Raw genomic sequence first — 23,086 nt, 5'->3', positions numbered from 1 at the left:
AGCAAAAACCAGTTGCACCCTCAGGGTGTCTTCAGACAAGCAAACCGAGCCATAACCACGTAACGTTATGAGGGTGAAACGCAGTACCTTCGACCTCGCCGCTATCGCAACAGCCGCCGTCCCCGGGCTTTCCGCCGTGCAGGCCGGGCGCCTCCCGGAAGACTCGGCTGACTTCGACTCCGCGCTCATCGTGGACTCCAAAGGCAAACGGTGGCGCGTCACCAGCCCCCGCCACGTCGACGCGAGCATGAAACTCGAGACCGAACAGAGCGCACTCAACACGCTCACCGCGGCGGCACGCGCAACGTTGCCGTTCTCCGTGCCCACGATCGCGGGAACTGTGGTTCAAGGGCAGCTACGCACTTTCGTGTACCACCACTTGGTTGGGCACGTGCTCGATTTGCAGGAACTCGAAACTGAGCAGGGGCGGGAGCTCGCACGGGAGATCGGGCGGGCGATCGCCGCGATTCACGCGCTCAAGCATGACCTGGTTGAGGCTTCTGGGCTTCCTGTTTTTGAGGCGGAGGATGTTCGCCGCGGCATGTTGTCGCAGCTCGACCACGTCGCGGAGTCGGGTAAGGTCCCGCCGGAGCTTTTGCGCCGGTGGGAAGAGATGATGGAGAACGTTGCGTGGTGGAAGTTCAACACCACTGTGGTTCACGGCGATCTGCACGAGGAACGTTTGTTCATCAATGATGGCCGGCTGCAGGGTGTCACTGGTTGGTCGGCATTGCGGGTTGGTGACCCTGCGGCTGATTTGGCGTGGGTTTTGGGTATTGAGAACCCTGACACTGTGGACGCGATTTTCGATGCGTACGCTGAGGCCCGCGGCCAGCTCGGTGACGATGATTTGCGTAACCGCGCGATGTTGGCTGCTGAGTTTGCGTTGGCGTCGTGGCTTTCTGGTGCGTTGACTCACGCTGATCAGGCTCAGATTGATCAGGCGGAGGCTTCGTTGCAGCAGCTGAACGAGAACATTTTGGCTGTTCAGAGTTACGAGGAGGAGCAGCGGCGTGCCGCTGAGGAAGCCGAGCGTCTGCGTCTTGAGGAGGAGCAACGGCAACGCGAAGAAGAGCAACGGCAGCGCGAAGAGGAAGCCGCACGCGAAGCTGAGGAAGCGGCTGATTCCGAAGACACCGCTGAGTCTGAAGTCGCTGAGTCTGACACCACTGAACCGGATGCCGTCGCTGGTTCAGAGGCCGCGATTGAGGATCTCGATACGACTGCTATCCCCGTCGTTGACTCAGATGAGGACGCAACGGACCCCAAGGAATCTAAAGACACCAAGGATTCCAAGGAACAGTCGTAGTTCCTCCTCCGAGTTCATAGTTCCGGGTTCATAGTTCCGAGTTCACTCCCCCTGGTTCACTACCCCCCTGGTTGACGACATCGTTCAGAGCGGTTTCGAGTTCGGTTTCGGTTGCGAGCTGGTCTTCGTCGGGCCAGATCGTGGTTCCGTGGCCTACGTAGTAGAACGCGGTTTTGATTTTCTCGATTGGTGTTCCGGTGAGGCGTGACCATGCGAGCCTGTAGACAGCGAGCTGTCGGGCTTTCGCGGGTAGTTCTTTACTCGAAGGGACGCGGCCTGTCTTCCAGTCGACGAGTAGCCAGCCGTCTCCGTCTTTGTAGACGGCGTCGATGAATCCGCGGACGCTGACTCCGGCGATCGCTGTTTCGATCGGAGCTTCCACCTGGTATGGGGTGCGGTCTGCCCATTCGGAAGCGAGGAACCCTTCTTTGAGGGCGTCCAGGGTCGCGGAGTCGTCGGCGTCTTCGTAGACGTCGTGGTCAGCTATGAGTTGGTCGTCTAGGCCGAATCCGGATGCCTTGTTGAAGTGTTCTTCGACCCATTCGTGGAACTCGGTCCCCTGTTGGGCCGCGATCCCTGGACGGTGTGGGACGGGCCGGATCAAGTTGCGGACCGCGTCTACTTGGTCTTGTCCCGCTTCAACGAGTAGCGATGCCCGGACGTGGCTTGGTTTCCACGTTTCTTGTTGGTTGGCGGCGGCACGTTCGAGAAGCAACAGGTGCGCTTCGTGAGCCCATTCGCGGCCAGCATCTGTGTGCATATGTTCAGCGAGGGTCTCGCCAATCACACCTTCGGCTTCGAGTCTCGCTGCGGCGGCACGCACTTGGTCGGCAGCCGCTTCAACCGCGGCACGACGCCCGGCCGCCGGCGCGGGGACCACACGCTGAACCTGGCTGGATGCTTCGTGTGGTTCCTCAAGATTCCGCAGATCCTGTTCTGCGGATCCCTGTTCCCCATCGGGCAGGCTGCCGGCGGGAGGTTCGGGTTGGATGTAGCGGATCGTGGGGCCTTCGAGCGGGTCGTAGGGCCACGCGGCTTCGACTACCGTGCTGGATTCTGGGTTCGCTTCAGCGTTTTCCTCTTCTTGGGTGAGGGTTCTAGAAACCACGATGTTGGAGACCGTTGGTTCGCCGACCGCCATCTCGGTGAGTTCTGTCAGGAACTGCGATGGTTCGACGGGCTTCTTATTGGTGCTTTTGAACCGGCTGGTGCTGCACAGAACCAGATCCCGGGCGCGCGTCACACCAACGTAGGCGAGGCGACGTTCTTCGTTGACCGTGTGGTCAATGAGGGCGGCCTTATATTCCGGGAAGCCTTCTTTTTTCTTCCGTCTGGTGGAGGCGATCTCGTTAAGGTCGGTGAGGTCTTGTTGGTTATCCACCCACTGCGATGGGTCTTCTAGCGCAGTGAATTGCGGTAGACCTTCACGGTCGCCTCGCAGTGGCCACGGGAATTCTCCGGCATTTTTCACCCAGTTGGTGAGGCGACCTGTCGGGAAGTCGCCTTCACGCATCCCGGGTAGGGCGACGATGTCCCATTCGAGGCCCTTAGATCCGTGGACGGTCAGGATTTGCACGGTTCCATCGGTTGCGGGTTCGGGTGCTTGCTCGAAGCCGCCTCCGTGTTCGATTGCGATGTTGAGCCATTCGAGGAATGCGGTGAGGTCTGGTGTTTCTTGGGCCTCGTCGAATGTCACGACGATGTCCATGAACGCGTCGACGTGCCGGCGTGCGCTCGCTTCCTGAGCGTACGGACGGGCGAGCAGTTCGATGTCGAGGCCTAGAGCTCGTTCAATTTCGGTCACCAGCGTAGGAAGGTCCTCGTTAGCCATGGACCGCAGATAGGTCAGTTCATCTTTGAGACGGGTGAGGCGCTGGTGGGAGGCTTCGCTGAGTGAGCGGCCAGATTTGGATACCCACCCGGGTTTCGGGAGGTTGTGGAGCGCTTCGATGAGGCTTGCACTTTCAACGATCTCGCCGGTATCGGATGCGTATCCGCGGTCGCTGTCGAGCGTCCCGTCTTCGGATTCGAAGTCGGCTGGGACCTGATTCTGGATCGCGTAGGCACGTCGTTTCGCGCGGTACTCGGCGTAGTCGTTGAGTGCCATGAGGTCGGCGGGGCCGATCCTCCAGCGCGCACCGGCTAGTAGCCGCATGAGGGCGTCTGACCGGCCGGGGTCGTTGATCGCGGTGAGGGTTGCGATGATGTCTTGGATTTCGGGGGTTTCTGTTAGCCCTTTGAGCCCAACGACTTCGACGGGAATCCCGAGTTCGCGCAACGCTTCTGCGTAGGTTTCTTGGTTGGAGCGGACGCGTGTGAGCACTGCGACGCTCGGCCATTCGCCCTTATTCGCGTAATAGTTGTTGCGTTCTTGCTGGATGGTGTGGGCGAGCGCTTCTGCTTCGTCACGTTCCAGGAGGTAGGAAGCGAGGCGAACTTCTGCTTGTTCTGCGTGTTCGTGCGCACGCAGCGGTGAGACGTCGAGGGTCCCCTGCTGCGGCAGGGTGATCTCGTTTGCGGGTTGCCGGGCGCTGGAATGTTTCCCGCGCAGAGGGCTCGAGATGTGGTTCGCGGCGTCGAGGATGCTGTGTCCGTTGCGCCACGCGATGGTGAGCTCCATCTGCGGTGCAGGTATGCGGGATCCGTCATCATCGATTTTGCTGAACCGGTGTTTGAAGGATTCGAGCTGTCCTGCTGAGGCTCCGCGGAATGAGTAAATAGCTTGGTTGGGGTCGCCGACCGCGGTGATGCAGTGGTTGCCGTTGCCGAAGAGTCGGTGGAACAGCCCCATTTGTGCGTGGGAGGTGTCCTGGAATTCGTCGAGGAGCACCACGGGGAAACGTTCTTTGTACGCTGCCGCGATGTCCGGAAAACCTGCCAGCGTTACGGCGTGTTTGATGAGGTCACCGAAGTCGAGCAGCGACTGTTCACGCTTGAGGGTTTGGTAGCGCCCAGCGAGGTCGGCGATGACTGCTTTGACGCGCAGGAGGTCGATGAGTGGGCTCGGCCGTTTTGTTTTCCCTGTGGGGCCGAAGGGTAGTTCCTCGATGCGGTCGGCGTGTTCCATTAGCCAGTCGATGGTTTCGGCTGGTTCGACGAGGTGTTCGGCAGCCTGACTTGAATATTCCAGAGCAGCTTGAACGAGGGTTGCCTTGGCTCCGGTTACTTGGCTCAGGTCGCCGTCGTAGCTGTTAGCGACGCGGTTCATGAGCATCCACTGCTGTGCCTCGTCAATGAGTTTCGCGTCCGGTTCGATCCCGATACGCATCCCGTGATCGCGCACGAGTGATTGCGCGAACGAGTGATAGGTCGAGATTTCTGGGCTCAGTCCGCTTTGGAGGCTTTCGATCTCTTCGCCAGTGGAGCGGCGGAGGTCTTCGAGGCGGCCTCGTACGCGTTCGGCCAGCTCACCGGCGGCTTTGCGAGTGAAAGTGAGCCCTAGGATCCCTTCGGGCTGGACTTTCTGGTTCGCGACAAGCCACAGGACGCGGTCGGTCATGGTTGCTGTTTTGCCTGACCCCGCGCCCGCTACTACGAGCAGTGGCGACATGTCCGCGGCGATGACCTCGGCTTGTTCGCTGGTTGGTTCGAAGGCTCCGAGGATTTCGGCAAGTTGGCTTGGCGTGTATTTTTCGGCGCTCATGGGTGTGTGACCTGCCTTCCAGAGGAGCAGAGTGGGCATGTTCCTGGGTTTGCGCAAGGGAAACCACCGGGCAGGTGCCGGGCAAGGAAGTCTGCGGCGGACATGATGGCTGCGGCTTCGCGGACCCTCTGTTCCGCGTCCTGCACGTGGTTGGTTTCTACGATGCTTTCTTGGCGCCGTAGCGAGTACTTGTCGCCGCTTCCCAGTCCAACGATGAGTCCCGCGGCTGGGGAGTTTCGGTGCTCCTCAGGGATCTGTTCGATGTCGTTGAGCGCTCCGTGGATGACTGCGAGCTGGTAGGTGCGTAGCTGGTCGTTGGTTTTGACAGCTTCGTGGGTTGGCGGATATTTCCCGGTTTTGAGGTCGGTTATGACAGGCCGTCCGTCTTCGGTCATGTCGATGCGGTCGATGGAGCCGCTGATCGAGATTGGATTCCGCTCGCCTTCAGCAGGCGGCAGAGGGACCTTGAATCCGTGTTCTTCTTTCGCGGATGGCCGTGGTTGGTCGGCGACGTACGAGCTGAATTTATGAAGCATCTGCTCTGCTCGTTCGTGTTCACGTTGGCTTTCCCACTCTGATTCGAAGGAGAGCTTTTCCCACTCACTGCTGAGTGCGTGCTTCATGGAGTCGAAGTCGGCTTCTGGGAAGCGTTCTGCGATGGCGTGGATGAGCGTACCGAGTGAGCGCGCGAAATCGGTGGGCTTGACTCCCCCGGAGGCACGCATGAACCAGGTTTGTGGGCGTTCGATGGCGTCTTCCACTTTGGATCCGGAGACTTTGATCTCGTACCCGGGGGCGGTGACGGGGTTTTCCGAGCTGAGTGGTGCTAGCCCCCACCATTCTTCTGGTGCCGCGCCGCGGACGGGTTCTTCGCTGGTGCTGAGGAAACCCAGCACAGTTGCGGCGTCGTCGATGAGCTGTGCGTTGTCCCCTGCTTCTGCGGTGCGGCGCAGCATAGCGACGAGGGAGGCCAGGGTTGCTGGTCGTGGAACCTCGATAGGTTTAAGGCGGTCCGCGTGTGGGCCCCGCATCGCATCGATGAAGGTAGAAGGTGTGATGTCTTGGTCCATGACGGCCGTGACGTAGAGCTGTTCGCGGGCACGAGAGACAGCCGATGCGAGCTGGCGTAGCTCGTCGGCACGTACTGCTTTGAGCTTGTCGGCCACGGTGTTGCTGTGGAGTGTTGCCGGCCCGTATTCCAGCACGGCCGCGAGGTCCTGTGACCGCAACAGTTGTCCGCGAAGCCCAGTGGAAGGCCAAACGCCTTCTTGGAGGCCGGCGATGATGACCGTGTTGTATTCGGTTCCAGCAGCAGCGGCGGGGGTGAGTACTTTGACTCGTCCGCTGGATGCGCCTCGCTGGGCCAGGGAGTCCATGGGGATGTCGTGGTCTTCGAGGCTTTCGATGAACCGTATTACGGAACCTTTCGGGTTCTGTTCCGCGAATCTTTCGGCGGCTTGGAAGAGCGCCATGACGGCGTCGAGGTCTCGGTGTGCCCGGCTTGAACGCAGGCTCGTGCCGGAGAGCGCGGTGTCGCGCCAGGCTTCGGCCATGCGGGCGTTCTCCCATAGCGACCACAGTACGGTTGCTGGCGTTGTTGGGCCCTCAAGGTGTTCCCGGGTTGCGGTGATCATCCCTTTGAGTCGCAACGCTGCATAACCTGCGGAGCCCCAGCGCTGATACTCCTCTTCGGTGTAGTCGGCATCCAACAGGTTTCCGAGTAGCTCGTCGCTCGTCGGCGGTTTGAGGCCAGTGCCGTCTTCCTTGTTGTACAGGTGGGCGTTCACGAGCCGGTCATGGCCGAGCAGGTCTTGGCGGATCCGGCGGATGTCGATGCTCGTCACGGCACCGTAGCGACCCAGCAGGAGCCGTTCCACGGTCGCTGCGCGCGCCGCGTTGACCTTGTTTGCTTCACGGCTTGCATTCCGAGGCCCAACTTCAGCTCGGAGTAATGCCATGCGAACCATTTCAAGGAGCGGCGCTACCGCGGGTTCTTCTTTGAGCGGCCGTGACGCTGGTGGCAGTTCGGTCGCGATGCCGTTGAGTTCGAGCGCACGCGCTAGCCGGGAAACGTGTTCCTGGTTGCGGGCGATGACCGCGATCTCTTCGTGTGGAACGGCTCTGAGCAGGTGGGCGTCGATCACGTGGCGCGCGACCAAACGGTGTTCGTCGGCAACGCTCGAGACTAGTGAAATATCGGCCGTTGCGTCGAAGCTTGCTTCGTGCGATTGCCGTAGGGCGTCGGCGCCGATCGCGGGTAGCCGGTTCACGATGGCACGGTAGACGCTGTGGATGCCGCGGCTCATCCTCGTAGGGGTTTCAAGCACCGTCACGGCATGATCGCCAGTGTGTTGCTTTGCAGCCGCCATGAGTTCGTCGACGAGGTCTGCCCGGGCACCGCGAAAACCTTGAACGACGGTATCGGGGCATGCCAGTGCGATCACGTCTCGCGCACCGGCGTTCGATGGTGTTTGCATCAACAAGTTGATGAGGCGGTGTTGTGATGGGGTCGCTTCTTGGGCATCATCCACAATCACAAGCTCGAGGCCAGCTAAGAACTTCTCGGCGAACTCGGTGTCTGATTCCAGGACTGCGATCGCCTGCATCGTGAGCTCAGCTGGTGCGAACGCTTCTGCGTGCTGCAGGCTCGCGACGTCACGGAACTCTTGGAGGAATTGCGCCGCGGCCTCCCATTCTGGGATATCCAGTTCACGTCCAGCGCCAAGGATTTCTTCCGTGCTTGCACTGAATTCGTCTGCGCGGTCCATGAACTCGCGCAGTTCGCCACGGAAGCCTCGAGTTCGAGGAGCATCCCCTAACGATTCCGGCCAGGCGGGCCCTCCACCATTTTTCTGGTGGCCATCCAGCAGTTCTTCGATGAGTGTGTCTTGCTCGGCGCCGCTCAAGAGTCTCGGTGCCGTTGCTACACCCGGAAGAGCCCCTGCTTCCCAGGCTCGTGAAAGCAGGTCATACGCGAACCCGGAGAAGGTTCGGATCACGGGTGCGGAGAACGTGATGTTGCTCCGTAGCGCTAGCTGATCGCGCAACCTGTTAGCTGCGGCGCGGTTAGGGACCAGGATGATGCCGGCGGTCGCATCCATGCCTTCACGGAGCCTGTGAACCATGAGGCTCAAAGCGAGCTCGGTCTTCCCTGTTCCCGGCTCCCCTAGGACTACGCGGGGCCCACAGCCCGGTTTCTTTACATGCTCCGGGATCTCTACCCATTCCGGAACGTCACGTGGGTCTTGTTCTAGCATCCCGGTTCCTCCGCCACATCACTTGCAACCAAAGCTTCAATCTGAGCGGTCTGAGCCCGCAGTTCGCTCCATTCGCGATCATCCGGAACCCAAAACGCAGCTTTGTTCACCCCGCGTGCACCGTATGGGGTGCCCTCAGTATCCCAGTGTTTCTGAGCCCGCTCTAGTAGTTCAGGGATCAGGCCACCGTCAGTCCGCACGTGTCGCCACCACGGGATGCCTTCGGGCGCGTTGCGCATCGCTGCCGCCGCGCGCCGGGCGTTCGAAAGCCCGAGCCATGCCGCTACTGTTCCATACGCGACCACCTTGCCAGCAGGGCACGCTTCCAGGACCCGGAACACTGCCTCATCCACTACCTCCGGATCGCGACGGCCGGCGGCAGACAACAGAACGCGATAGTCATTCGCGCCGCGCTCATACGAACTGCCTTCATGCGCCTCGCTCATCGCGACCTCCTATCCGCGCTCCGCCTGTATTTACACTGCATCATAGGGGTCTGACAGTTTGAAAATCACCCCTGAAAATCACCCTGGAACTAAGCCCTGAGCCCCTCCCCTGACCCCCGACCAAGACAGCACTCCAGGTAGGTTAGATACATGACCTCACACACCGGCGAGAACGCACCGTACCCATGGCATGAACTTCCGCGGGCGGCATTCGACCTTGAAACGACGTCCGCGAATCCCCGCGAGGCCCGCATCGTGTCCGCGAACATCAGCATTATCAACGGCAAGGCTGAGCTTATGCAGTCGCATAACTGGCTTGTGAACCCGGGCGTGTCTATCCCGCCGGAGACCACGGAGATCCACGGCATCAGCGACGCCGATGTCCAGGCCAACGGCCGCGACCCTCAAGAAGCCACACGTGAGATCTCGGAACTGTTGTCGCAGCTGTTCCAGACCATGCCGGTGATCGCGTTCAACGCTCCCTATGACTTCACGGTTCTCCACGCGGAGGCCCAGCGCCACGGGGTCGAAACCATCAACGCGAGCCCGGTCATCGACCCGCTGGTCCTGGACCGCAAACTGGACCGCTTCCGCCGCGGCAAGCGAACCCTGACCGTCATGAGCGAGTTCTATAACGTCCCGTTGCATAACGCTCACTCGGCCGATGCGGATGCACTCGCCGCCGTGGGTGTGGCCGATGAGATTGCCCGCCGCTACCCTGCCGAAGTTCAGATCGATCCGTTGCTTTTGCATTCGCAGCAGGTTCAATGGCACCAGGAGTGGGCCGCGAACTTCCAGGATTTCTTGCGGCGCAAGAACCCGACGGCCCGCGTTGACGGGAGCTGGCCGCTCACGTTCACGTCGCGGGATTAGTCGGGGCTAGAGGCTGGGTTAGAGGCCGGCCGCTCCTGCGTCCAGTAGCGCTTGCGCGGCACGCCGGCCCAGTTCTTCCGCCTGGGTCAGGGTTCCCACGCCCTGGATTTCGATGCGGCCCGCGGCTCGTTGCCGGAGCGTGCGTGCTCCGTTGGTTACGAGGGCGTTGACGGCCACGCGGACTGCGGTACCTGCACCTGCGGTACCTGCCCCTGTGGCACCGCCAGCCGGCACTTCAGTTCCGGTTGCGAGGCACCCGACGGGTGCCTTCACGTTCCCGTCCAAGCACTCAGCGACGGCGGCTTCGCACGCAAGCAGCACATCGTCGGTTGTGAGTTGGTTGTCATGTTCTCGCTCTCGCGCGCTTTCAATACTCCAACCGGCCGGAGCGGCCTGGAGCGGCGCAGGCATGAGCACGCCAACATCAATAGCCTCAGCGACCAAGCCACCCAGGCCAGCCTCGACAGCATCGTGCAGGCTCATGACAGCCCACTGCACACCTTGCTCACCGCCCGCACGCTTCAAGGCATCCAGCTCGCTTTCGCCTGCATCGGGCACACACAATGCAACCCGCGCATCGGGCCGCGCAATCTGTAGTTGCGCCTGCCGCAAACGCGTGGCGGTGAGGATGCGAACCCCGGTTTCAAGGCCGTCGATGGTCGTAGCGGCTGAGCGCGTGAACTCACCATCAGCTCCCGCACCACCGCCGGTTCCGAGCGAAATGAGCGCGTCTCGGGCGTCGCCGTGACGCTGACGCTCGGTGTCCAGATCCTCGTTTTTCTTCATGGGCTCATGATCCCACGCCGCGAGCACACAAGCCTTGCTGGGCGCTTTCTAATGCAGTTAATACATTCCTCCGGTACATTGGTTGCGACTCATGCAGTACCTGCCCCGGGGCGGAAGGATGTTTCTATGGTGTCTCAGCCTGCGCGCCGAATGCCTCGAGACGAACGCCGTGCACAGTTGATGAGCGTTGCACAACGTACATTCTCTAAGCACGGCTATTTTGCGGCTTCGATGGATCTGATCGCGGAGAACGCGGGGGTTTCCAAACCGGTTTTGTATCAGCACTTCCCGAGCAAGCTGGATCTGTACAGTGCGTTGCTTGAGAATGAGCTCGCTAGCCTCGTGGTCACGGTGCGTGAGGCGTTGAACTCGTCTGATGACCCGTTCACGATGGTTCGCTCAACCGTTGAGGCGTACTTCAATTTCGTGGCGCGCGAGGGTTCTGCGCATGAGCTCGTGTTTGAGTCTGATTTGTCTCATGACACCACGATTTCGCGGCGTTTGAGGAAGTTCCGCGACACGATCGGCCATGAGATTGGTGAGAAGCTCGCGATTTACACGTCGTTGGATTCGTTTGAGGCAACCTATGTGGGCCTCACTGTGACGGCGGCGGCGGAACGTGCCGCAGGTTTGTGGCAGCTCAAGCCTGAGGAGATGACGCGCGAGCGTGCGTGCGAGTTGGTGTGGCGCTTAGCTTGGCGCGGAATTGATGGCTATTTGGAGGACTCCGCGGGCACCGATGCCGTAACGTAGTCAGCAAGTACGCAACCCACTTCAGATGGGGTGGGTTTTACGGCGCTCACGGCCACTTTGGTGTGGCTGTGGGTTTGAGGCGAAAGGTTCTTCTGATGGAAATCCGTATTGGTGTGAAGCATGTGGCTCGCGAGGTTGGCCTGGAAACTGATGCCAGCTATGACGATGTGGTTGCTCAGGTTGAAGAGGCCGTCAAGAACGGTTCGCTGTTGCAGCTGACCGGCGTTAAGGGCCGCAAGATCGCTGTTCCGGGCGACTCGATTGCATATGTTGATTTCGATGGTCGCCGCCCAGGCCCTGTTGGTTTCGCTCACCAGGCCAAGTAGGCGCTAGCAGTTTTAGCTCAGTAGTTTTCGTTTCAGTGGGGTGGAAGGCCGTTGCGGCCTTCCACCCCACTGGCGTTCCCGGCGGCAGCATGTTCCGCATCGTGGCAGCGGCAACCGTTTCGCCGTCGTCATCCCTGTTGTCCCCGCGCTATGCCATAGACTGGAGGGGTACCTGGGACGCCCGGTCGCGTTTGTGTTGTTCAGTACGTTGCTGCGTTGTCAGTATTTTTCTCCACGTTTTCGTGCGATCGGCTATCCCCCGGCCCGCCTCGACCTGCTGTTGAGTGTGGATTGTTTCGCGGGTTCTGCGTGTGGAGCGGAATCGCGTTGGTTCACCGGCAGCCATTGTGTGCGGCCGCTACTGAGGTTGTAGCGCCGCGGTGTGGTTGTAGCTCCGCGATGTTGAGGCTTACGAGAGAGAATTGAATGACTGAAACCACTCAGCAGACTTTTGCTGATTTTGATGTGGATGCTCGCATTGTTGAGGCTCTGGCTTCCAAGGGTATTGAGCATCCGTTCCCTATTCAGGCGATGACGTTGCCTGTTGCTTTGGCTGGCCATGACATTATTGGCCAGGCGCAGACCGGTACGGGTAAGACCCTCGGTTTTGGTATTCCTGCCCTGCAGCGTGTTGTTGCTCCGGGTGAGGATGGTTATGAGGATTTGCCGCATCCGGGTGCCCCGCAGGCTTTGATTGTTGCGCCTACGCGTGAGCTGGCGGTTCAGGTTGCGGATGATCTGACGTTGGCTGCGTCGAAGCGTTCGGTGCGTATCGCCACGATTTATGGTGGCCGCGCGTATGAGCCGCAGATTGAGCAGTTGGCTAAGGGTGTCGACGTGGTGGTTGGCACCCCCGGCCGTTTGATTGACTTGAATCGTCAGCGTCACTTGAATTTGTCTGCGGTGCGGATTGTTGTTTTGGATGAGGCTGACGAGATGCTGGATCTGGGGTTCCTCCCGGATGTTGAGCGTCTGATTGCGGCTGTTCCTGAGGTCCGCCAGACCATGTTGTTCTCTGCGACGATGCCTGGCCCTGTTATTTCGATGGCGCGCCGCTACATGTCGAAGCCGACGCATATCCGCGCGTCGAGCCCGGATGATTCTGAGAACATCACGAAGAAGGACATCCGCCAGTTGGTGTACCGTGCGCACCAGTTGGATAAGGACGAGGTTGTTGCTCGCGTGCTGCAGGCTGAGGGCCGTGGCCGCACGATTATTTTCACGCGGACTAAGCGTCAAGCTGCTCGGATGGCTGAGGAGCTCATGGACCGCGGGTTTGCGGCGGGCGCTCTGCACGGTGATTTGGGGCAGGGTGCTCGTGAGCAGGCGCTGCGTGCGTTCCGTAATAACAAGGTCGATGTGCTGGTTGCGACGGACGTTGCTGCTCGCGGTATCGATGTTGAGGACGTCACGCACGTGATCAACCTGCACTGCCCGGATGATGAGAAGACGTATCTGCACCGCGTGGGCCGTACGGGCCGCGCTGGCCAGAAGGGTACGGCGATCACGTTCGTGGACTGGGAGGATGTTCCTCGCTGGGGTCTCATCAATAAGGCTTTGGGCCTCGATTATGAGGAGCCTCGCGAAACCTATTCGTCCTCGCCTCACTTGTTCGAGGACTTGAACATTCCGAAGGGCACGAAGGGCCGTTTGCCTCGCGATAAGCGCGTTTTGGCTGGCCTGGATGCCGAACGCGTTGAGGACCTCGGTGGCCCTGATTCGCGTAAGTCTCGCGGCGGCCGTTCCGGTGGCCGTGGTGGACGTGGCGGACGTGGCCGTGGTGAGCGAGGCGGCGAGCGCGGTGGCCGTGGCGAGCGTTCCGGTTCTGGACGCGGTGGCCGTCAGCGTCGTCGTACGCGTTCTGGTGACGGCTCGGATGCTTCGCGGCAGGGCTCACAGCAGGGCAAGGGCGCGCAGGCTGATAAGGGTCAGCGTGGTTCAGCGTCCGATGCGGGCTCAGCTGAGTCTGGATCGCAACGTTCGCGTGGCGAGGGCCGTTCGCGCCGCCGTTCGGGTGGCCGCCAGCGTCGCCGGACTCGTTCGGGCGAGGGCGCTGAGTAAGGTTAGGTAGCTCCCCTAGCCGCGCCTACTAACTCAGCGGCTCCTGCTAACTCAGCGTAGCCATTCTGCCGGTAGCCCGGCCGTGTAGGCGCTGCGGTTGTGGGATGCGGCTTGCGCGAGGATTTTTTGTAGCTGTTCCGGCTCGGTGAGGTTTTCACCGAGCCGGTTCGGTTTTCCGGTGCCGTGATAGTCAGAGGAGCCGGTGATGATGAGGTCGCGTTCGCGGGCCACGTCGTGGAGCCATGCGCGGCCAGTTTCGTTGTTGTCGCGGTGATAGATTTCAACGCCAGCAAGCCCGGCGTCGACGCAGTCTTCGAGATCGGCGTGGCGGATCACGCGGCCGCGTGCGGGTGCGGCGGGGTGTGCCATGACCGGTGCTCCCCCGGCGGCGCGGATCATCTCGACCGCAGCAACGGGGCTTGGCGCGGGCTGGTCAACGTAGTAGCGGCTCTTGCTCGAGAGCATGTCAGCGAATGCGGCGCTACGGTCCGGGACGATGTTGGCGGCCACGAGCGCATCGGCGATGTGCGGGCGGCCGATCGTCGCGCCGTCGGATGTTTGCGCGAGGACGTCTTCCCATGTGATCGGGAAGTCTACTCCGAGCCGTTCAACGATCATCTGGGCTCGCACCACGCGGGAATCACGCTGATCAGCCATCGCGGCCACAAGTGCGGCATCCTCAGGGTCCGGCATGTAAGCGAGCATGTGCACCGTGACTCCGGTATCCGGGACTCGGCAGCTGATCTCGATGCCGCCAACCCAGCCCATACCCAGCTCGAGCGCGGCTGAGCGGGCCGCGTCCCAGCCGTCAACCGCATCGTGATCCGTGAGAGCCACGATGTCCAGGCCAGCCTGGTGGGCCTGTTTGATGACGTATTGTGGGGATTCGGTGCCGTCGGAAACCCACGAATGAGTGTGAAGATCGATGCGCATGAACCACAGCTTACGACAGGACACGCACATTTCAGGATGAAACTGTCAGACCCTAATGACACGATAGAGGGGTGACTAACCAGACATCTGATTCGCAGTTCCCTGCCCAGCCTTCCGCCGCAGCCTCTGCGGGCGCGGGTTCTGAGCAGCCTATTGAGGAAAGGGTTAACAACCGTTCCATGCGTCCTAATTCTGAAGCTTTCCGCGAGTTCATGGCGTCGAGCTGGGCAGAGGCGGATCACTCGGTGACCCGCGCGGCCTCGGCTGATTACGCCGCTAAGCGCCGTGCCGCGTTGTCCGCATTGTTCCCGGGTGAGCGCCTGGTTCTTCCGGCGGGCCCACTCAAGGTACGTTCGAATGACACCGATTACCGTTTTCGCCCGCACTCGGGTTTCGCCCACATGACCGGGCTGGGCACGGACCAGGAACCGGATGCGGTCTTGGTCATGGAGCCTGTTGAAGAAGGCAAGGGCGACGACGGCTCGCAACACGTCTCGACCCTGTACTTCCGCCCTATGGCCGGCCGCGATTCCAAGGAGTTCTACTCCAACGCCCGCACGGGTGAGTTCTGGATCGGTGCCCGCCACACGCTCGAAACCATGGCGACCCAGACGGGTCTGCCGACCGAACACATGGATCTCAAGCTCGAGGACGCGATCACTGAGAACGCTGGTCTCCCGGCGCTCGGCGGTGTGAGCGTGCGCGTGGTCCGTAACGTGGACCAGGTTGTGGATGCGCTCATCGACACGTCCCGGATCAACACGGGCTTCACCGACCTCGACGCCGAGGATAAGAAGGACGCCAAGCTCACCGAAGCGCTGTCTGAGCTGCGCCTCATCAAGGATGAGTGGGAAGTCGAACAGATGCGTGAGGCGGTTGCGGCGACCGCGTCTGGCTTTGAGAACATCATCGCGAACCTCTCCCGCGCGGTAGATCACAAGCGCGGCGAGCGCGTCGTTGAGACCTCGTTCTTTGCGCGTGCACGCGAAGAAGGCAACGACCTCGGCTATGACACGATCGCGGCTTCCGGCAACAACGCGACCATCCTGCACTGGATCCGTAACGACGGCCAGGTGAACTCTGGTGAGCTTTTGCTGGTCGACGCGGGTGTTGAGGTTGATTCGCTCTACACGGCTGATGTGACCCGCACTGTGCCGGTGGATGGCACGTTCACGCCGATCCAGCGGAAAATCTATGAAGCGGTTCTGGATGCCGCTGATCAGGCGTTCGCGATCGTCAAGCCGGGCATCACTTTCCGCATGATCCACGACAAGGCTGCCGCTGTTTTGGCTGAGCACCTCGATGAGTGGGGCTTGTTGCCGGTCAGCGCTGAGGAGGCGGTCAAGCCGTCGGGTCAGCAGCATCGCCGCTGGATGCCGCACGGTGTGAGCCACCACCTCGGCTTGGATGTTCACGACTGCGCGCAGGCACGCCAGGAGCTCTACCAGGATGGCATCGTTCAGGAAGGCATGATCTTTACGATCGAACCGGGACTGTACTTCAAGGCTGAAGACCTCGCGGTCCCTGAGGAGTACCGCGGCATCGGTGTGCGTATCGAGGACGACATCCTCGTCACCGCAGACGGCGCCGAGTCCCTCACCAAGGACATCCCACGCACCGTCGACGAAGTTGAGGCCTGGCTCAAGCGCGGCTAGGCAGCGCGGCCTGCGGCGACAGCCGCGAAGCACTGCTGAGCCACAAGAAAGCCGGGCGCAGACCAAGAAATACAGGTCTGCGCCCGGCTTTCTGTTTACCGGCTACTTGGCTTCCGGCTTATCCGTTCCCGAATTGTCGGCCTCGGGTTCTTCGGCTTCGGGTTGCTCCGGTTCCTGTGTAGTTTGCTCGCGCTTGTGAGCCTCAAGGTCCTCACGACGGACACCAAAGCGCGGGCGACCATCCTCAAGATCCGCATAGAACGGATCACGCGAAGCCGTCGGCCCCGCCTCGGACGGCTTCTCCGCCTCGGACGATGCCCCGGCGCTTACGCCACCGTACTGGCCAGCATTCCCGGTAGGCTCCCGTCAGCGTTAGCTCGACCAAAGTCACCCTGGCCGTAACCACCACCCTGATAGCCACCACCCTGGCCGTAACCACCACCCTGGTAACCGCCACCTTGATAACCACCGCCGTGGTAACCGCCGCCCTGGCTGTAGTTTCCAGCTTCGTTGACTGGCAACGAAACCGGACGATCCTGCAACTTACGTAGCAACGCCTGGGCCTGGCCAGCGACCTGCGGGTTCACGATCACGTCCCAGCTCGCCGGCAAAACCTGGCGGGTGGACGCGAAGTCTCGTTTGCCGCGGCGCAACGCGTACTGGATGATTCCGAAAATCATCCACATTACGGCACCGATCAGCAGAGCCGCCAGCACGACCGTCGCGATGTTGACCCCTTGCGGCGAGAACAGCATCATGATGAGTCCGAAGAACAAACCCATCATCGCGCCCTGCATCGCCCCCTGAAGAGCGACCTTAGGGTAGGTCAGCTTGCCGGACACCCGCTCAACCAGTTTGAGGTCGTTTCCGATAATGGAGACGTTTTTGACTGGGAAGTCGTTATCCGCGAGGAAATCGACCACCTTCTGGGCGTCCTGGTAGTCGCTGTAGCGCCCCAAGACCGGCCCCCGAGGAATGGTCATGAACATGTTGCCTAGGCCGTCCGGTGTAGCTGTCATACCCCCAATTTACTCCGCTAGCCCGTGCTTGGCTTTAGTTATCCTGGGAAGTATGCCAACAGCTGAGTTTTCTGACCGTTCGCGCCTTTCCGAGCGTGTGCACCGCGCGCTCTCGTCCGTCCAGGACCCAGAGTTGCGCCGCCCGCTCGCGGACCTCGGGATGCTCAGCGATGTCACCGTAACCGATGACGGCCGCGTGAGCGTCACGGTCAAGCTCACCGTTGAAGGTTGCCCTATGAAGTCGCGCATCGCTGGCGACGTGGAGGCCGCTGCCCGCACGGTTGATGGGGTGTCCGATGTGGATGTCACTTTGGACGTCATGTCGCCTCAGGAGCGGGCCGAACTGGTGGGCTCACTCAAGCGCACGGGCTCGCCTCTCACGAAGCCGGACACGCTCACCCGCATCATCGCGGTTGCGTCCGGCAAGGGCGGGGTCGGGAAGTCGGCCGTCACGGTGAATCTGGCGACGGCGTTGGCTGCTGAGGGCTACAAGGTCGGCGTGATTGACGCGGATGTTTTGGGCTTCTCCGTCCCGGGGCTCATGGGTGTCACAGACAAGCCGACCCGTGTCGACGACCTCATCTTGCCGCCGGTCGCACACGGTGTGAAGGTCATGTCGATCGGCATGTTCTTAGACAGCAATCAGCCTGTCATGTGGCGCGGCCCGATGCTACACCGGGCGCTCGAGCAGTTCGTGAACGAGGTTCATTTCGGCGACCTCGATTTCCTGCTCCTCGATCTGCCTCCAGGCACGGGCGACGTCGCGATCTCTGTGGGTCAATTGCTGCCCCACGCTGGTGTACTCGTGGTCACGACCCCTCAGGCTGCCGCTGCGGAGGTTGCCGAGCGTGCCGGCGCGATGGCGCATCAGGTTGGTCAGAAGGTGCTCGGCGTGGTCGAAAACATGTCTTTCATGCGGATGCCGGACGGCAGCGTGTCCCACATTTTCGGTTCCGGTGGCGGCGAGCTGGTCGCCCAGCATCTAAGCGAGCAGGTGGGCTATCCGGTTGAGGTTCGCGCGCAGATCCCGCTCGAGGAGAAGCTGCGGATCGGCTCGGATGAAGGCACCCCGGTCGTGTTGAGCTCGGAGCCTTCAGAAGCGGCCGATGCGCTGCGGGCCCTGGCACGCGAACTCGCGTCAGCTCCGCGTGGGCTTGCAGGCAAGCCGCTCGGCGTCACGCCGAGGTAAACCACACTGAGGTAACCACCCTGCGGTAAACACCGGCGGTCGGCCCCCGCGTCAACAGGGCTACTCAGGTCGCTTCGTCATCGAACGGCGCCGGTTCATCGGCCGGTAGCAGGTCTTGCGCCGCTACGTTCGGGAGGGCTTGCGGTTTCCACTGCGAAGCCGCAGGCTGTGCGGGAGCTGCTGGCGCGTCGTCGTCTTCAAAGAGAGCATCGCGGATGATCTTGCGGGGATCGTATTGCCGCGGATCAAGTTTGCGCCAGTCGACGTCCTTGACTTCATCGCCCATTTCCTCTTGGAAACGTTCCTTAGCGGTGCTCGCATAATTGCGGACACCCTTGATGAAGTCGGCGAGTTTTCGGGTGTACTCGGGCAGCTTATCCGGCCCGAGGATCACAACGGCAAGAATCCCCAAAATCAGGAACTCTGCACCATTAATTCCAAAAAACTCCACGCCCGAAGTTTACCTGTTCACGCGATGCTTACGAATCTGACACGAATCCGTTGGCCACTCAACGGGGCTCCATGAGGCGAGCGAATCCGCGGCTCAGCCGTTCAAGACCACCAGCGCGCGAGGCGTCGAGGTCGCGGATCTTGTCAGTCGCTTGCGCCCGGACTTGATGCACGAGCAGCTTCTCGTGAATGTATGGCAGATCCGCCGCAATCACGAAACGTGCGCTGTCGGTGCTCAGCTCTGATTTCCACCGTGGCCCCATGCCGTCCCTCAGCTCAAGGATCGCGGGGTTACTCGCGTCTGCGTCTTCCGATTCGATGCGGCTCTGCGTGGATCCGCTACTCGCTTCACGGGATTCAACGATCACGACTGTTCCCGCAGGCGACTGGTACGTCTGCCGCAGTTCATATGTGGTTCCGATGTGCCGGCCCGATGCGCTTTGCCACGTGAATCCGATGGTGCGCAGGTCGGTACACAGCCAGCCCGCGCGTCGAAGGTTCGAGACTTCATCCGAACTGAGCGGCTCGCCGTCTTCAGTGAAGTGGGACGCGGATGTCGAAACCGGTTGAGGTTCCCGGACTCCCCCGGCAATCCACGCCGCTACGACCATGCCCACCATGACGGAGAACGTCACCAAGGCACCAATGAGCGGAACCCAGCGAGTTGCACGTGGGCGTACCGCGCCATCCTGAAAACTGGAGCTGTGTGGAGGGGCTTCCTGGGAGGTATCGCGTTCATTTTCGCTCATATACCTCTATGCCACCTCCTTGTTTGGAACCGGATTTAAGACTGGCGCGCCTACAACTGGCCTCAGAAAATGCGGCCGTGCAGGAGCAGGATTCGCTCCCCATTTTGCCGTGTTCACCTGAGGGAAACCTGATAACAGACTCAAGGGAAACTGCCTAATGATGGCGGTGGGCTTCACGTGCTGGCACGCGTTGAAGTCCAGCCCGAGCTACGGCATAAGATGTCTTAGAAACCCTTGCCGCTAGACCCTTGCCGCTAGACGGCGCTCCCGATTCGATCCCGAAGGAACATCAGTGTCAGTTTCAAAGCACAGCAGCTGGTCTTACACAGAGGCCCTCCCCCGCGAGGATGCTGTGCTGACTGCCGCGCGTAGCCGTGGACAAGAGCTCGGCGTCGAGCCGGTGACTCCGGCCGTTGCGCAACTGATCACCGTGCTCACCGCGAACGCGCGCGTCGAAGCCGCGGTCGAGGTCGGCACGGGTGTGGGTGTGAGCTCGCTGTCGATTCTGCGCGGCATGGCACCGGACGGGGTCCTGACCACGATCGAAAAGGATTACGACCACTTGGACGCCGCCCGCTACGCGTTCAAAGACGAGAAACTCCCGAGCCGCCGCGTCCGGACCATCAACGGCCGTAGCCAGGAAGTCCTTCCTCGCCTCGCGGACGCCTCCTATAACTTGGTTTTGCTCGATGGCGACCCGAACCGGGTAGCGAAAGAATCAGTTGAAGCGCTCCGCCTTCTGGTTCCTGGCGGCCTCTTGGTCGTCAACGACGCGCTCGATTCAGACCGCGTCCCTGCTCCCGCTGTACGCAAGCCGTCGACGATCGCGGCACGTAAAGCTCAACGTTGGCTTCGTGACCACGAGGACGTGTTCTCCGTAACGATCCCATCCGGAACCGGGGTCATGTTGGCAGTCAAGAAACGCTAGCCGCCACGACCTACCGATGCCTCGATCTACCGATGCAAGGTACCGAAGCAACGACTTACCGAAGCGAGAATTAACGAGTGAGAGCGCCCACCACCACGGCGGTGGGCGCGCTCACTCGTTACAGAAAAGATTTGCTCTGTTCGAAAGATTTACTGTTCGAAAATTTTACTCGGTTACGCCGACGAGAGCATCACGCATGGCAACGGCTTCGTCGTCATTGATTTCCAGGACCAGGCGTCCGCCGCCTTCAATCGGAACCCGCATAATGAGGCTCCGGCCCTCTTTAACAACTTCCAGCGGACCGTCGCCGGTACGTGGTTTCATCGCAGCCATACTCGTGCGCTCCTCATGTTCCAATGGGGTACCGCTGACCCCAGTAAGTACGAGCCCCTTCAGGGTTAACAGTATTATCCCAGATAACCTGCGTCACAACCAATCGGAGGATGCTCTGACCTGCCCGTTTCTAGCTTTTGATGCCGGTCGCATCCGCTAGGGATTACTTGCTCGATGCGGCTCTCGAGGCCCCGGAACGCAACTGCTCGTTCTCGGCTTCCAGGGCTTCGATCCGCAAGGCCAACGCGTCGAGCACTTCATCCGTGACATCGCACCGATACCCGCGGAAAGCAACAGGCAAACGCAACGCATCAACGTCGCCGCCACGCGGATTCTCCGGCAACACAACAGGCGGTAGCACCGGATCAGGTTCCGGCAACCCCAGCATCGGAGGCGTGTCATCCAGCGGAGTAGCGTGCCCGGATGACCGCGGGTACACGGCCACAGCGATCGCGGCTGCGGCAATCACCGCAATAAACACCACTAACAAAGGCATCGGATAACCCTCACCTGCAGCTCAAGCTGCCTCGACATCAGGCCTGGCTGCGTACTCGGGCTCAAAGCGCCGAGCTAGCTTTCGCCAGGTTAGTTTTCTCTAGGATATGTCGTTCAGGCTTGCGCGTCTTCACGCGCGCCACCCGGGCGGCGCGCGTGAACCGCCGCGAACTCAACGGCCTCAGCGATGTCGTCAGTGACTAGCGGACGCTGAACATCCGATTCGCCGATGGTTCCGCGCTCAAGCAGAACCTGTTCCATCCATTCAAGGAGCGGGCCCCAAAAATCCTTGCCGATCAGCGCGATCGGATAGCTACGGATCTTCTGCGTCTGGCACAGTGTCATGATCTCGAAAAGCTCGTCGAGCGTACCCACGCCACCAGGCATCACGACGCAGCCGTCGGTGTACTTCACGAACGTCACCTTGCGGCTAAAGAAGTAATGGAAAGGGACGGGGGTGTCTACCCACGCGTTGAAGCCGGTCTCGAACGGCAAGTTGATGCCCAGCCCTACGGAACGTCCGCCGGCTTCCGCGGCACCACGGTTCGCGCCTTCCATGGTTCCTGGCCCGCCGCCCGTCACCACGGCGTATCCAGCCTCAGCGAGTCTGCGGCCGACTTCACGAGCGGCCTCATATTCTTGCGTGCCTTCACCAAGGCGCGCTGAACCGAACACGGCAATCGCCCCGCCGAGTTCATTCAACGTGTCATAAGCCGTGACGAATTCGGACTGCATGCGCAGAACGCGCCACGCCTCACGGCCACGGTCAATCGGAGCAGACCGCTTGAGCATGTCGCGGTCAAAATGATCCGCCTGCCGACGGCCCGGGAGAGGAACCTCGGAGTGCGAAGGATCAAACGGTAGACGGTTAGAGCTGGTCATAGTCCAACCCTAACCAGGCCGAAGACCTCCAGGGCACTCAAACGACATCCCAGCGAGCGAGAAGTTGATGAACTGTGGGTAAATAAGCGTCCGTGCGGTGCCCCCCGGATCCGCCGCATCTCGACGAACGTCCACCGCTCACAGGAAAATCCATACACAATCACTTAAAATCCACACCAAGTTGATACAAGTCACACAAAAACTGCTATTTTGATTTCATGACATCAACAGTTGAGACGGACACCACACCCGTTGTTTCCCTCAAAGGGGTCAACAAACACTACGGCCCACTTCACGTCCTGCGCGACATCAATCTAGATGTCCACCGCGGTGAAGTGGTTGTCGTCCTCGGCCCTTCGGGCTCCGGTAAGTCCACGATGTGCCGGACTATCAACCGCCTCGAAACCATCGACAACGGTGAGATCCTCATCAACGGCAAGAAGCTTCCTCAGGAAGGCAAAGCACTCGCTAAACTGCGTGCCGACGTCGGGATGGTGTTCCAGTCCTTCAACCTCTTCGCCAACAAAACCATTCAGGACAACGTGACCCTTGGCCCCATCAAGGTTCGCGGCGTCAAACCTGCGGATGCGAAGAAGGAAGCCCTCGAACTGCTCAACCGAGTAGGTGTGGGCAACCAGGCCAGCAAGATGCCATCGCAGCTATCCGGCGGCCAGCAGCAGCGCGTCGCAATCGCCCGCGCACTGGCTATGAAACCTGAAGTCATGCTCTTCGACGAACCCACCTCGGCACTCGACCCCGAGATGATCACCGAAGTGCTCGACATCATGGTCCAGCTCGCCAAGTCCGGCATGACGATGATCGTCGTGACCCACGAAATGGGTTTCGCCCGCAAAGCCGCCGACCGCATCGTGTTCATGGCAGACGGCGAAATCGTCGAAGAAGCAACCCCAGAAGAGTTCTTCACCAACCCGCAGACCGACCGGGCAAAAGACTTCCTCTCCAAGCTCATCACTCACTAATTCCCCACCCCGGGGCCTA

Annotated in this window: 20 protein-coding genes; 9 read left to right on the top strand and 11 right to left on the bottom strand. The window is 60.8% G+C overall.

The annotated features are described in order from the left end of the window. Positions 1-73: 73 nt before the first annotated feature. Positions 74-1,309, top strand: a complete 1,236-nt coding sequence (locus CAY35_RS08440) for a phosphotransferase (protein ID WP_181377535.1) — start codon at positions 74-76, stop codon at positions 1,307-1,309. Between the two features lie 28 nt (positions 1,310-1,337). Here the strand turns inward: CAY35_RS08440 and CAY35_RS08435 are convergent, their stop codons facing one another. From CAY35_RS08435 to CAY35_RS08425, 3 genes are read right to left on the bottom strand one after another with little or no spacing between them, the layout of a single operon-like run. Then, on the bottom strand, positions 1,338-4,952 hold the full coding sequence (locus CAY35_RS08435) for an ATP-dependent DNA helicase (protein ID WP_181377534.1): 3,615 nt from the start codon (positions 4,950-4,952) through the stop codon (positions 1,338-1,340). Next, positions 4,949-8,209: an ATP-dependent DNA helicase gene (locus CAY35_RS08430; protein WP_109304178.1), complete on the bottom strand. Its 3,261-nt coding sequence runs from the start codon at positions 8,207-8,209 to the stop codon at positions 4,949-4,951. The genes CAY35_RS08435 and CAY35_RS08430 overlap by 4 nt, the downstream gene beginning before the upstream one ends. Then, positions 8,203-8,655, bottom strand: coding sequence for an MGMT family protein (locus tag CAY35_RS08425; protein ID WP_109304177.1), 453 nt, complete (start codon positions 8,653-8,655; stop codon positions 8,203-8,205). The genes CAY35_RS08430 and CAY35_RS08425 overlap by 7 nt, the downstream gene beginning before the upstream one ends. Positions 8,656-8,805: 150 nt before the next feature. On the opposite strand from CAY35_RS08425, the gene CAY35_RS08420 reads away from it, so the two are divergent. Continuing rightward, positions 8,806-9,528 carry a 3'-5' exonuclease gene (locus CAY35_RS08420; RefSeq protein ID WP_109304176.1) on the top strand — a complete coding sequence of 241 codons (723 nt, stop codon included), beginning with the start codon at positions 8,806-8,808 and terminating at the stop codon, positions 9,526-9,528. Positions 9,529-9,546: 18 nt separating this feature from the next. Here CAY35_RS08420 and CAY35_RS08415 read toward each other — a convergent pair whose 3' ends face one another. Continuing rightward, positions 9,547-10,314, bottom strand: a complete 768-nt coding sequence (locus tag CAY35_RS08415) for a hypothetical protein (protein WP_109304175.1) — start codon at positions 10,312-10,314, stop codon at positions 9,547-9,549. A gap of 126 nt (positions 10,315-10,440) precedes the next feature. Between CAY35_RS08415 and CAY35_RS08410 the strand changes: the two genes are divergently transcribed. The 3 genes from CAY35_RS08410 to CAY35_RS08400 all read left to right on the top strand — a co-directional run bounded on the left by CAY35_RS08410 (position 10,441) and on the right by CAY35_RS08400 (position 13,454). Continuing rightward, on the top strand, positions 10,441-11,067 hold the full coding sequence (locus CAY35_RS08410; protein WP_181377533.1) for a TetR/AcrR family transcriptional regulator: 627 nt from the start codon (positions 10,441-10,443) through the stop codon (positions 11,065-11,067). Between the two features lie 95 nt (positions 11,068-11,162). Beyond that, on the top strand, positions 11,163-11,393 hold the full coding sequence (locus tag CAY35_RS08405) for a DUF3107 domain-containing protein (RefSeq protein WP_109304173.1): 231 nt from the start codon (positions 11,163-11,165) through the stop codon (positions 11,391-11,393). A 426-nt stretch (positions 11,394-11,819) separates the two neighbouring features. Next, positions 11,820-13,454 (top strand): DEAD/DEAH box helicase, encoded by a 1,635-nt coding sequence (locus tag CAY35_RS08400; RefSeq protein WP_109304172.1) that lies wholly within the window; start codon positions 11,820-11,822, stop codon positions 13,452-13,454. A 51-nt stretch (positions 13,455-13,505) separates the two neighbouring features. On the opposite strand, the gene CAY35_RS08395 is transcribed toward CAY35_RS08400, so the two are convergent. Continuing rightward, entirely contained in the window at positions 13,506-14,387 is an 882-nt protein-coding gene (locus CAY35_RS08395) for a PHP domain-containing protein (RefSeq protein WP_109304193.1), read from the bottom strand. 71 nt (positions 14,388-14,458) lie between these two features. Between CAY35_RS08395 and CAY35_RS08390 the strand changes: the two genes are divergently transcribed. After that, positions 14,459-16,042 carry an aminopeptidase P family protein gene (locus tag CAY35_RS08390; protein WP_375231767.1) on the top strand — a complete coding sequence of 528 codons (1,584 nt, stop codon included), beginning with the start codon at positions 14,459-14,461 and terminating at the stop codon, positions 16,040-16,042. Positions 16,043-16,368: 326 nt separating this feature from the next. On the opposite strand, the gene CAY35_RS08385 is transcribed toward CAY35_RS08390, so the two are convergent. Continuing rightward, entirely contained in the window at positions 16,369-17,061 is a 693-nt protein-coding gene (locus tag CAY35_RS08385) for a general stress protein (RefSeq protein WP_109304171.1), read from the bottom strand. A gap of 52 nt (positions 17,062-17,113) precedes the next feature. Here CAY35_RS08385 and CAY35_RS08380 point away from each other — a divergent pair, with 52 nt between their 5' ends. Then, complete coding sequence (locus CAY35_RS08380) at positions 17,114-18,250, top strand: P-loop NTPase (RefSeq protein ID WP_109304170.1); 1,137 nt, start codon at positions 17,114-17,116, stop codon at positions 18,248-18,250. A 64-nt stretch (positions 18,251-18,314) separates the two neighbouring features. Here the strand turns inward: CAY35_RS08380 and CAY35_RS08375 are convergent, their stop codons facing one another. Together CAY35_RS08375 and CAY35_RS08370 are read right to left on the bottom strand one after the other, a co-directional pair. Then, positions 18,315-18,701: a twin-arginine translocase TatA/TatE family subunit gene (locus tag CAY35_RS08375; RefSeq protein WP_101630650.1), complete on the bottom strand. Its 387-nt coding sequence runs from the start codon at positions 18,699-18,701 to the stop codon at positions 18,315-18,317. Positions 18,702-18,759: 58 nt separating this feature from the next. After that, positions 18,760-19,449, bottom strand: a complete 690-nt coding sequence (locus tag CAY35_RS08370) for a hypothetical protein (RefSeq protein WP_109304169.1) — start codon at positions 19,447-19,449, stop codon at positions 18,760-18,762. A 292-nt stretch (positions 19,450-19,741) separates the two neighbouring features. Between CAY35_RS08370 and CAY35_RS08365 the strand changes: the two genes are divergently transcribed. Beyond that, positions 19,742-20,377 carry an O-methyltransferase gene (locus CAY35_RS08365; RefSeq protein WP_109304168.1) on the top strand — a complete coding sequence of 212 codons (636 nt, stop codon included), beginning with the start codon at positions 19,742-19,744 and terminating at the stop codon, positions 20,375-20,377. Positions 20,378-20,542: 165 nt separating this feature from the next. Here the strand turns inward: CAY35_RS08365 and CAY35_RS08360 are convergent, their stop codons facing one another. The 3 genes from CAY35_RS08360 to CAY35_RS08350 form a co-directional block, all read right to left on the bottom strand. Further along, on the bottom strand, positions 20,543-20,710 hold the full coding sequence (locus tag CAY35_RS08360) for a DUF3117 domain-containing protein (RefSeq protein WP_101630647.1): 168 nt from the start codon (positions 20,708-20,710) through the stop codon (positions 20,543-20,545). A 163-nt stretch (positions 20,711-20,873) separates the two neighbouring features. After that, a complete protein-coding gene (locus CAY35_RS08355) occupies positions 20,874-21,206 on the bottom strand; it encodes a DivIVA domain-containing protein (protein WP_146191956.1) in 333 nt (110 codons plus the stop codon). Between the two features lie 113 nt (positions 21,207-21,319). Beyond that, on the bottom strand, positions 21,320-22,087 hold the full coding sequence (locus CAY35_RS08350) for an LOG family protein (RefSeq protein ID WP_109304166.1): 768 nt from the start codon (positions 22,085-22,087) through the stop codon (positions 21,320-21,322). Positions 22,088-22,305: 218 nt separating this feature from the next. Between CAY35_RS08350 and CAY35_RS08345 the strand changes: the two genes are divergently transcribed. Then, complete coding sequence (locus CAY35_RS08345; RefSeq protein WP_109304165.1) at positions 22,306-23,067, top strand: amino acid ABC transporter ATP-binding protein; 762 nt, start codon at positions 22,306-22,308, stop codon at positions 23,065-23,067. Positions 23,068-23,086 lie beyond the last annotated feature (19 nt).

It is taken from the genome of Pseudoglutamicibacter cumminsii (assembly GCF_003143995.1).
Classification (GTDB): domain Bacteria; phylum Actinomycetota; class Actinomycetes; order Actinomycetales; family Micrococcaceae; genus Pseudoglutamicibacter; species Pseudoglutamicibacter cumminsii_B.
The sequence above is the reverse complement of the archived record's forward strand: the minus strand, read 5'-3'. Positions and strand labels throughout refer to the sequence as shown.

Coding starts and splice junctions, on each gene's coding strand:
- CAY35_RS08420 (WP_109304176.1), top strand. CDS start 8,806: ATGACCTCACACACCGGCGAGAACGCACCGTACCCATGGCATGAACTT.
- CAY35_RS08380 (WP_109304170.1), top strand. CDS start 17,114: ATGCCAACAGCTGAGTTTTCTGACCGTTCGCGCCTTTCCGAGCGTGTG.
- CAY35_RS08355 (WP_146191956.1), bottom strand. CDS start 21,206: ATGCCTTTGTTAGTGGTGTTTATTGCGGTGATTGCCGCAGCCGCGATC.
- CAY35_RS08370 (WP_109304169.1), bottom strand. CDS start 19,449: ATGAGCGAAAATGAACGCGATACCTCCCAGGAAGCCCCTCCACACAGC.
- CAY35_RS08410 (WP_181377533.1), top strand. CDS start 10,441: ATGGTGTCTCAGCCTGCGCGCCGAATGCCTCGAGACGAACGCCGTGCA.
- CAY35_RS08345 (WP_109304165.1), top strand. CDS start 22,306: ATGACATCAACAGTTGAGACGGACACCACACCCGTTGTTTCCCTCAAA.
- CAY35_RS08350 (WP_109304166.1), bottom strand. CDS start 22,087: ATGACCAGCTCTAACCGTCTACCGTTTGATCCTTCGCACTCCGAGGTT.
- CAY35_RS08400 (WP_109304172.1), top strand. CDS start 11,820: ATGACTGAAACCACTCAGCAGACTTTTGCTGATTTTGATGTGGATGCT.
- CAY35_RS08430 (WP_109304178.1), bottom strand. CDS start 8,209: ATGCTAGAACAAGACCCACGTGACGTTCCGGAATGGGTAGAGATCCCG.
- CAY35_RS08385 (WP_109304171.1), bottom strand. CDS start 17,061: ATGACAGCTACACCGGACGGCCTAGGCAACATGTTCATGACCATTCCT.
- CAY35_RS08435 (WP_181377534.1), bottom strand. CDS start 4,952: ATGAGCGCCGAAAAATACACGCCAAGCCAACTTGCCGAAATCCTCGGA.
- CAY35_RS08405 (WP_109304173.1), top strand. CDS start 11,163: ATGGAAATCCGTATTGGTGTGAAGCATGTGGCTCGCGAGGTTGGCCTG.
- CAY35_RS08415 (WP_109304175.1), bottom strand. CDS start 10,314: ATGAAGAAAAACGAGGATCTGGACACCGAGCGTCAGCGTCACGGCGAC.
- CAY35_RS08425 (WP_109304177.1), bottom strand. CDS start 8,655: ATGAGCGAGGCGCATGAAGGCAGTTCGTATGAGCGCGGCGCGAATGAC.
- CAY35_RS08395 (WP_109304193.1), bottom strand. CDS start 14,387: ATGCGCATCGATCTTCACACTCATTCGTGGGTTTCCGACGGCACCGAA.
- CAY35_RS08360 (WP_101630647.1), bottom strand. CDS start 20,710: ATGGCTGCGATGAAACCACGTACCGGCGACGGTCCGCTGGAAGTTGTT.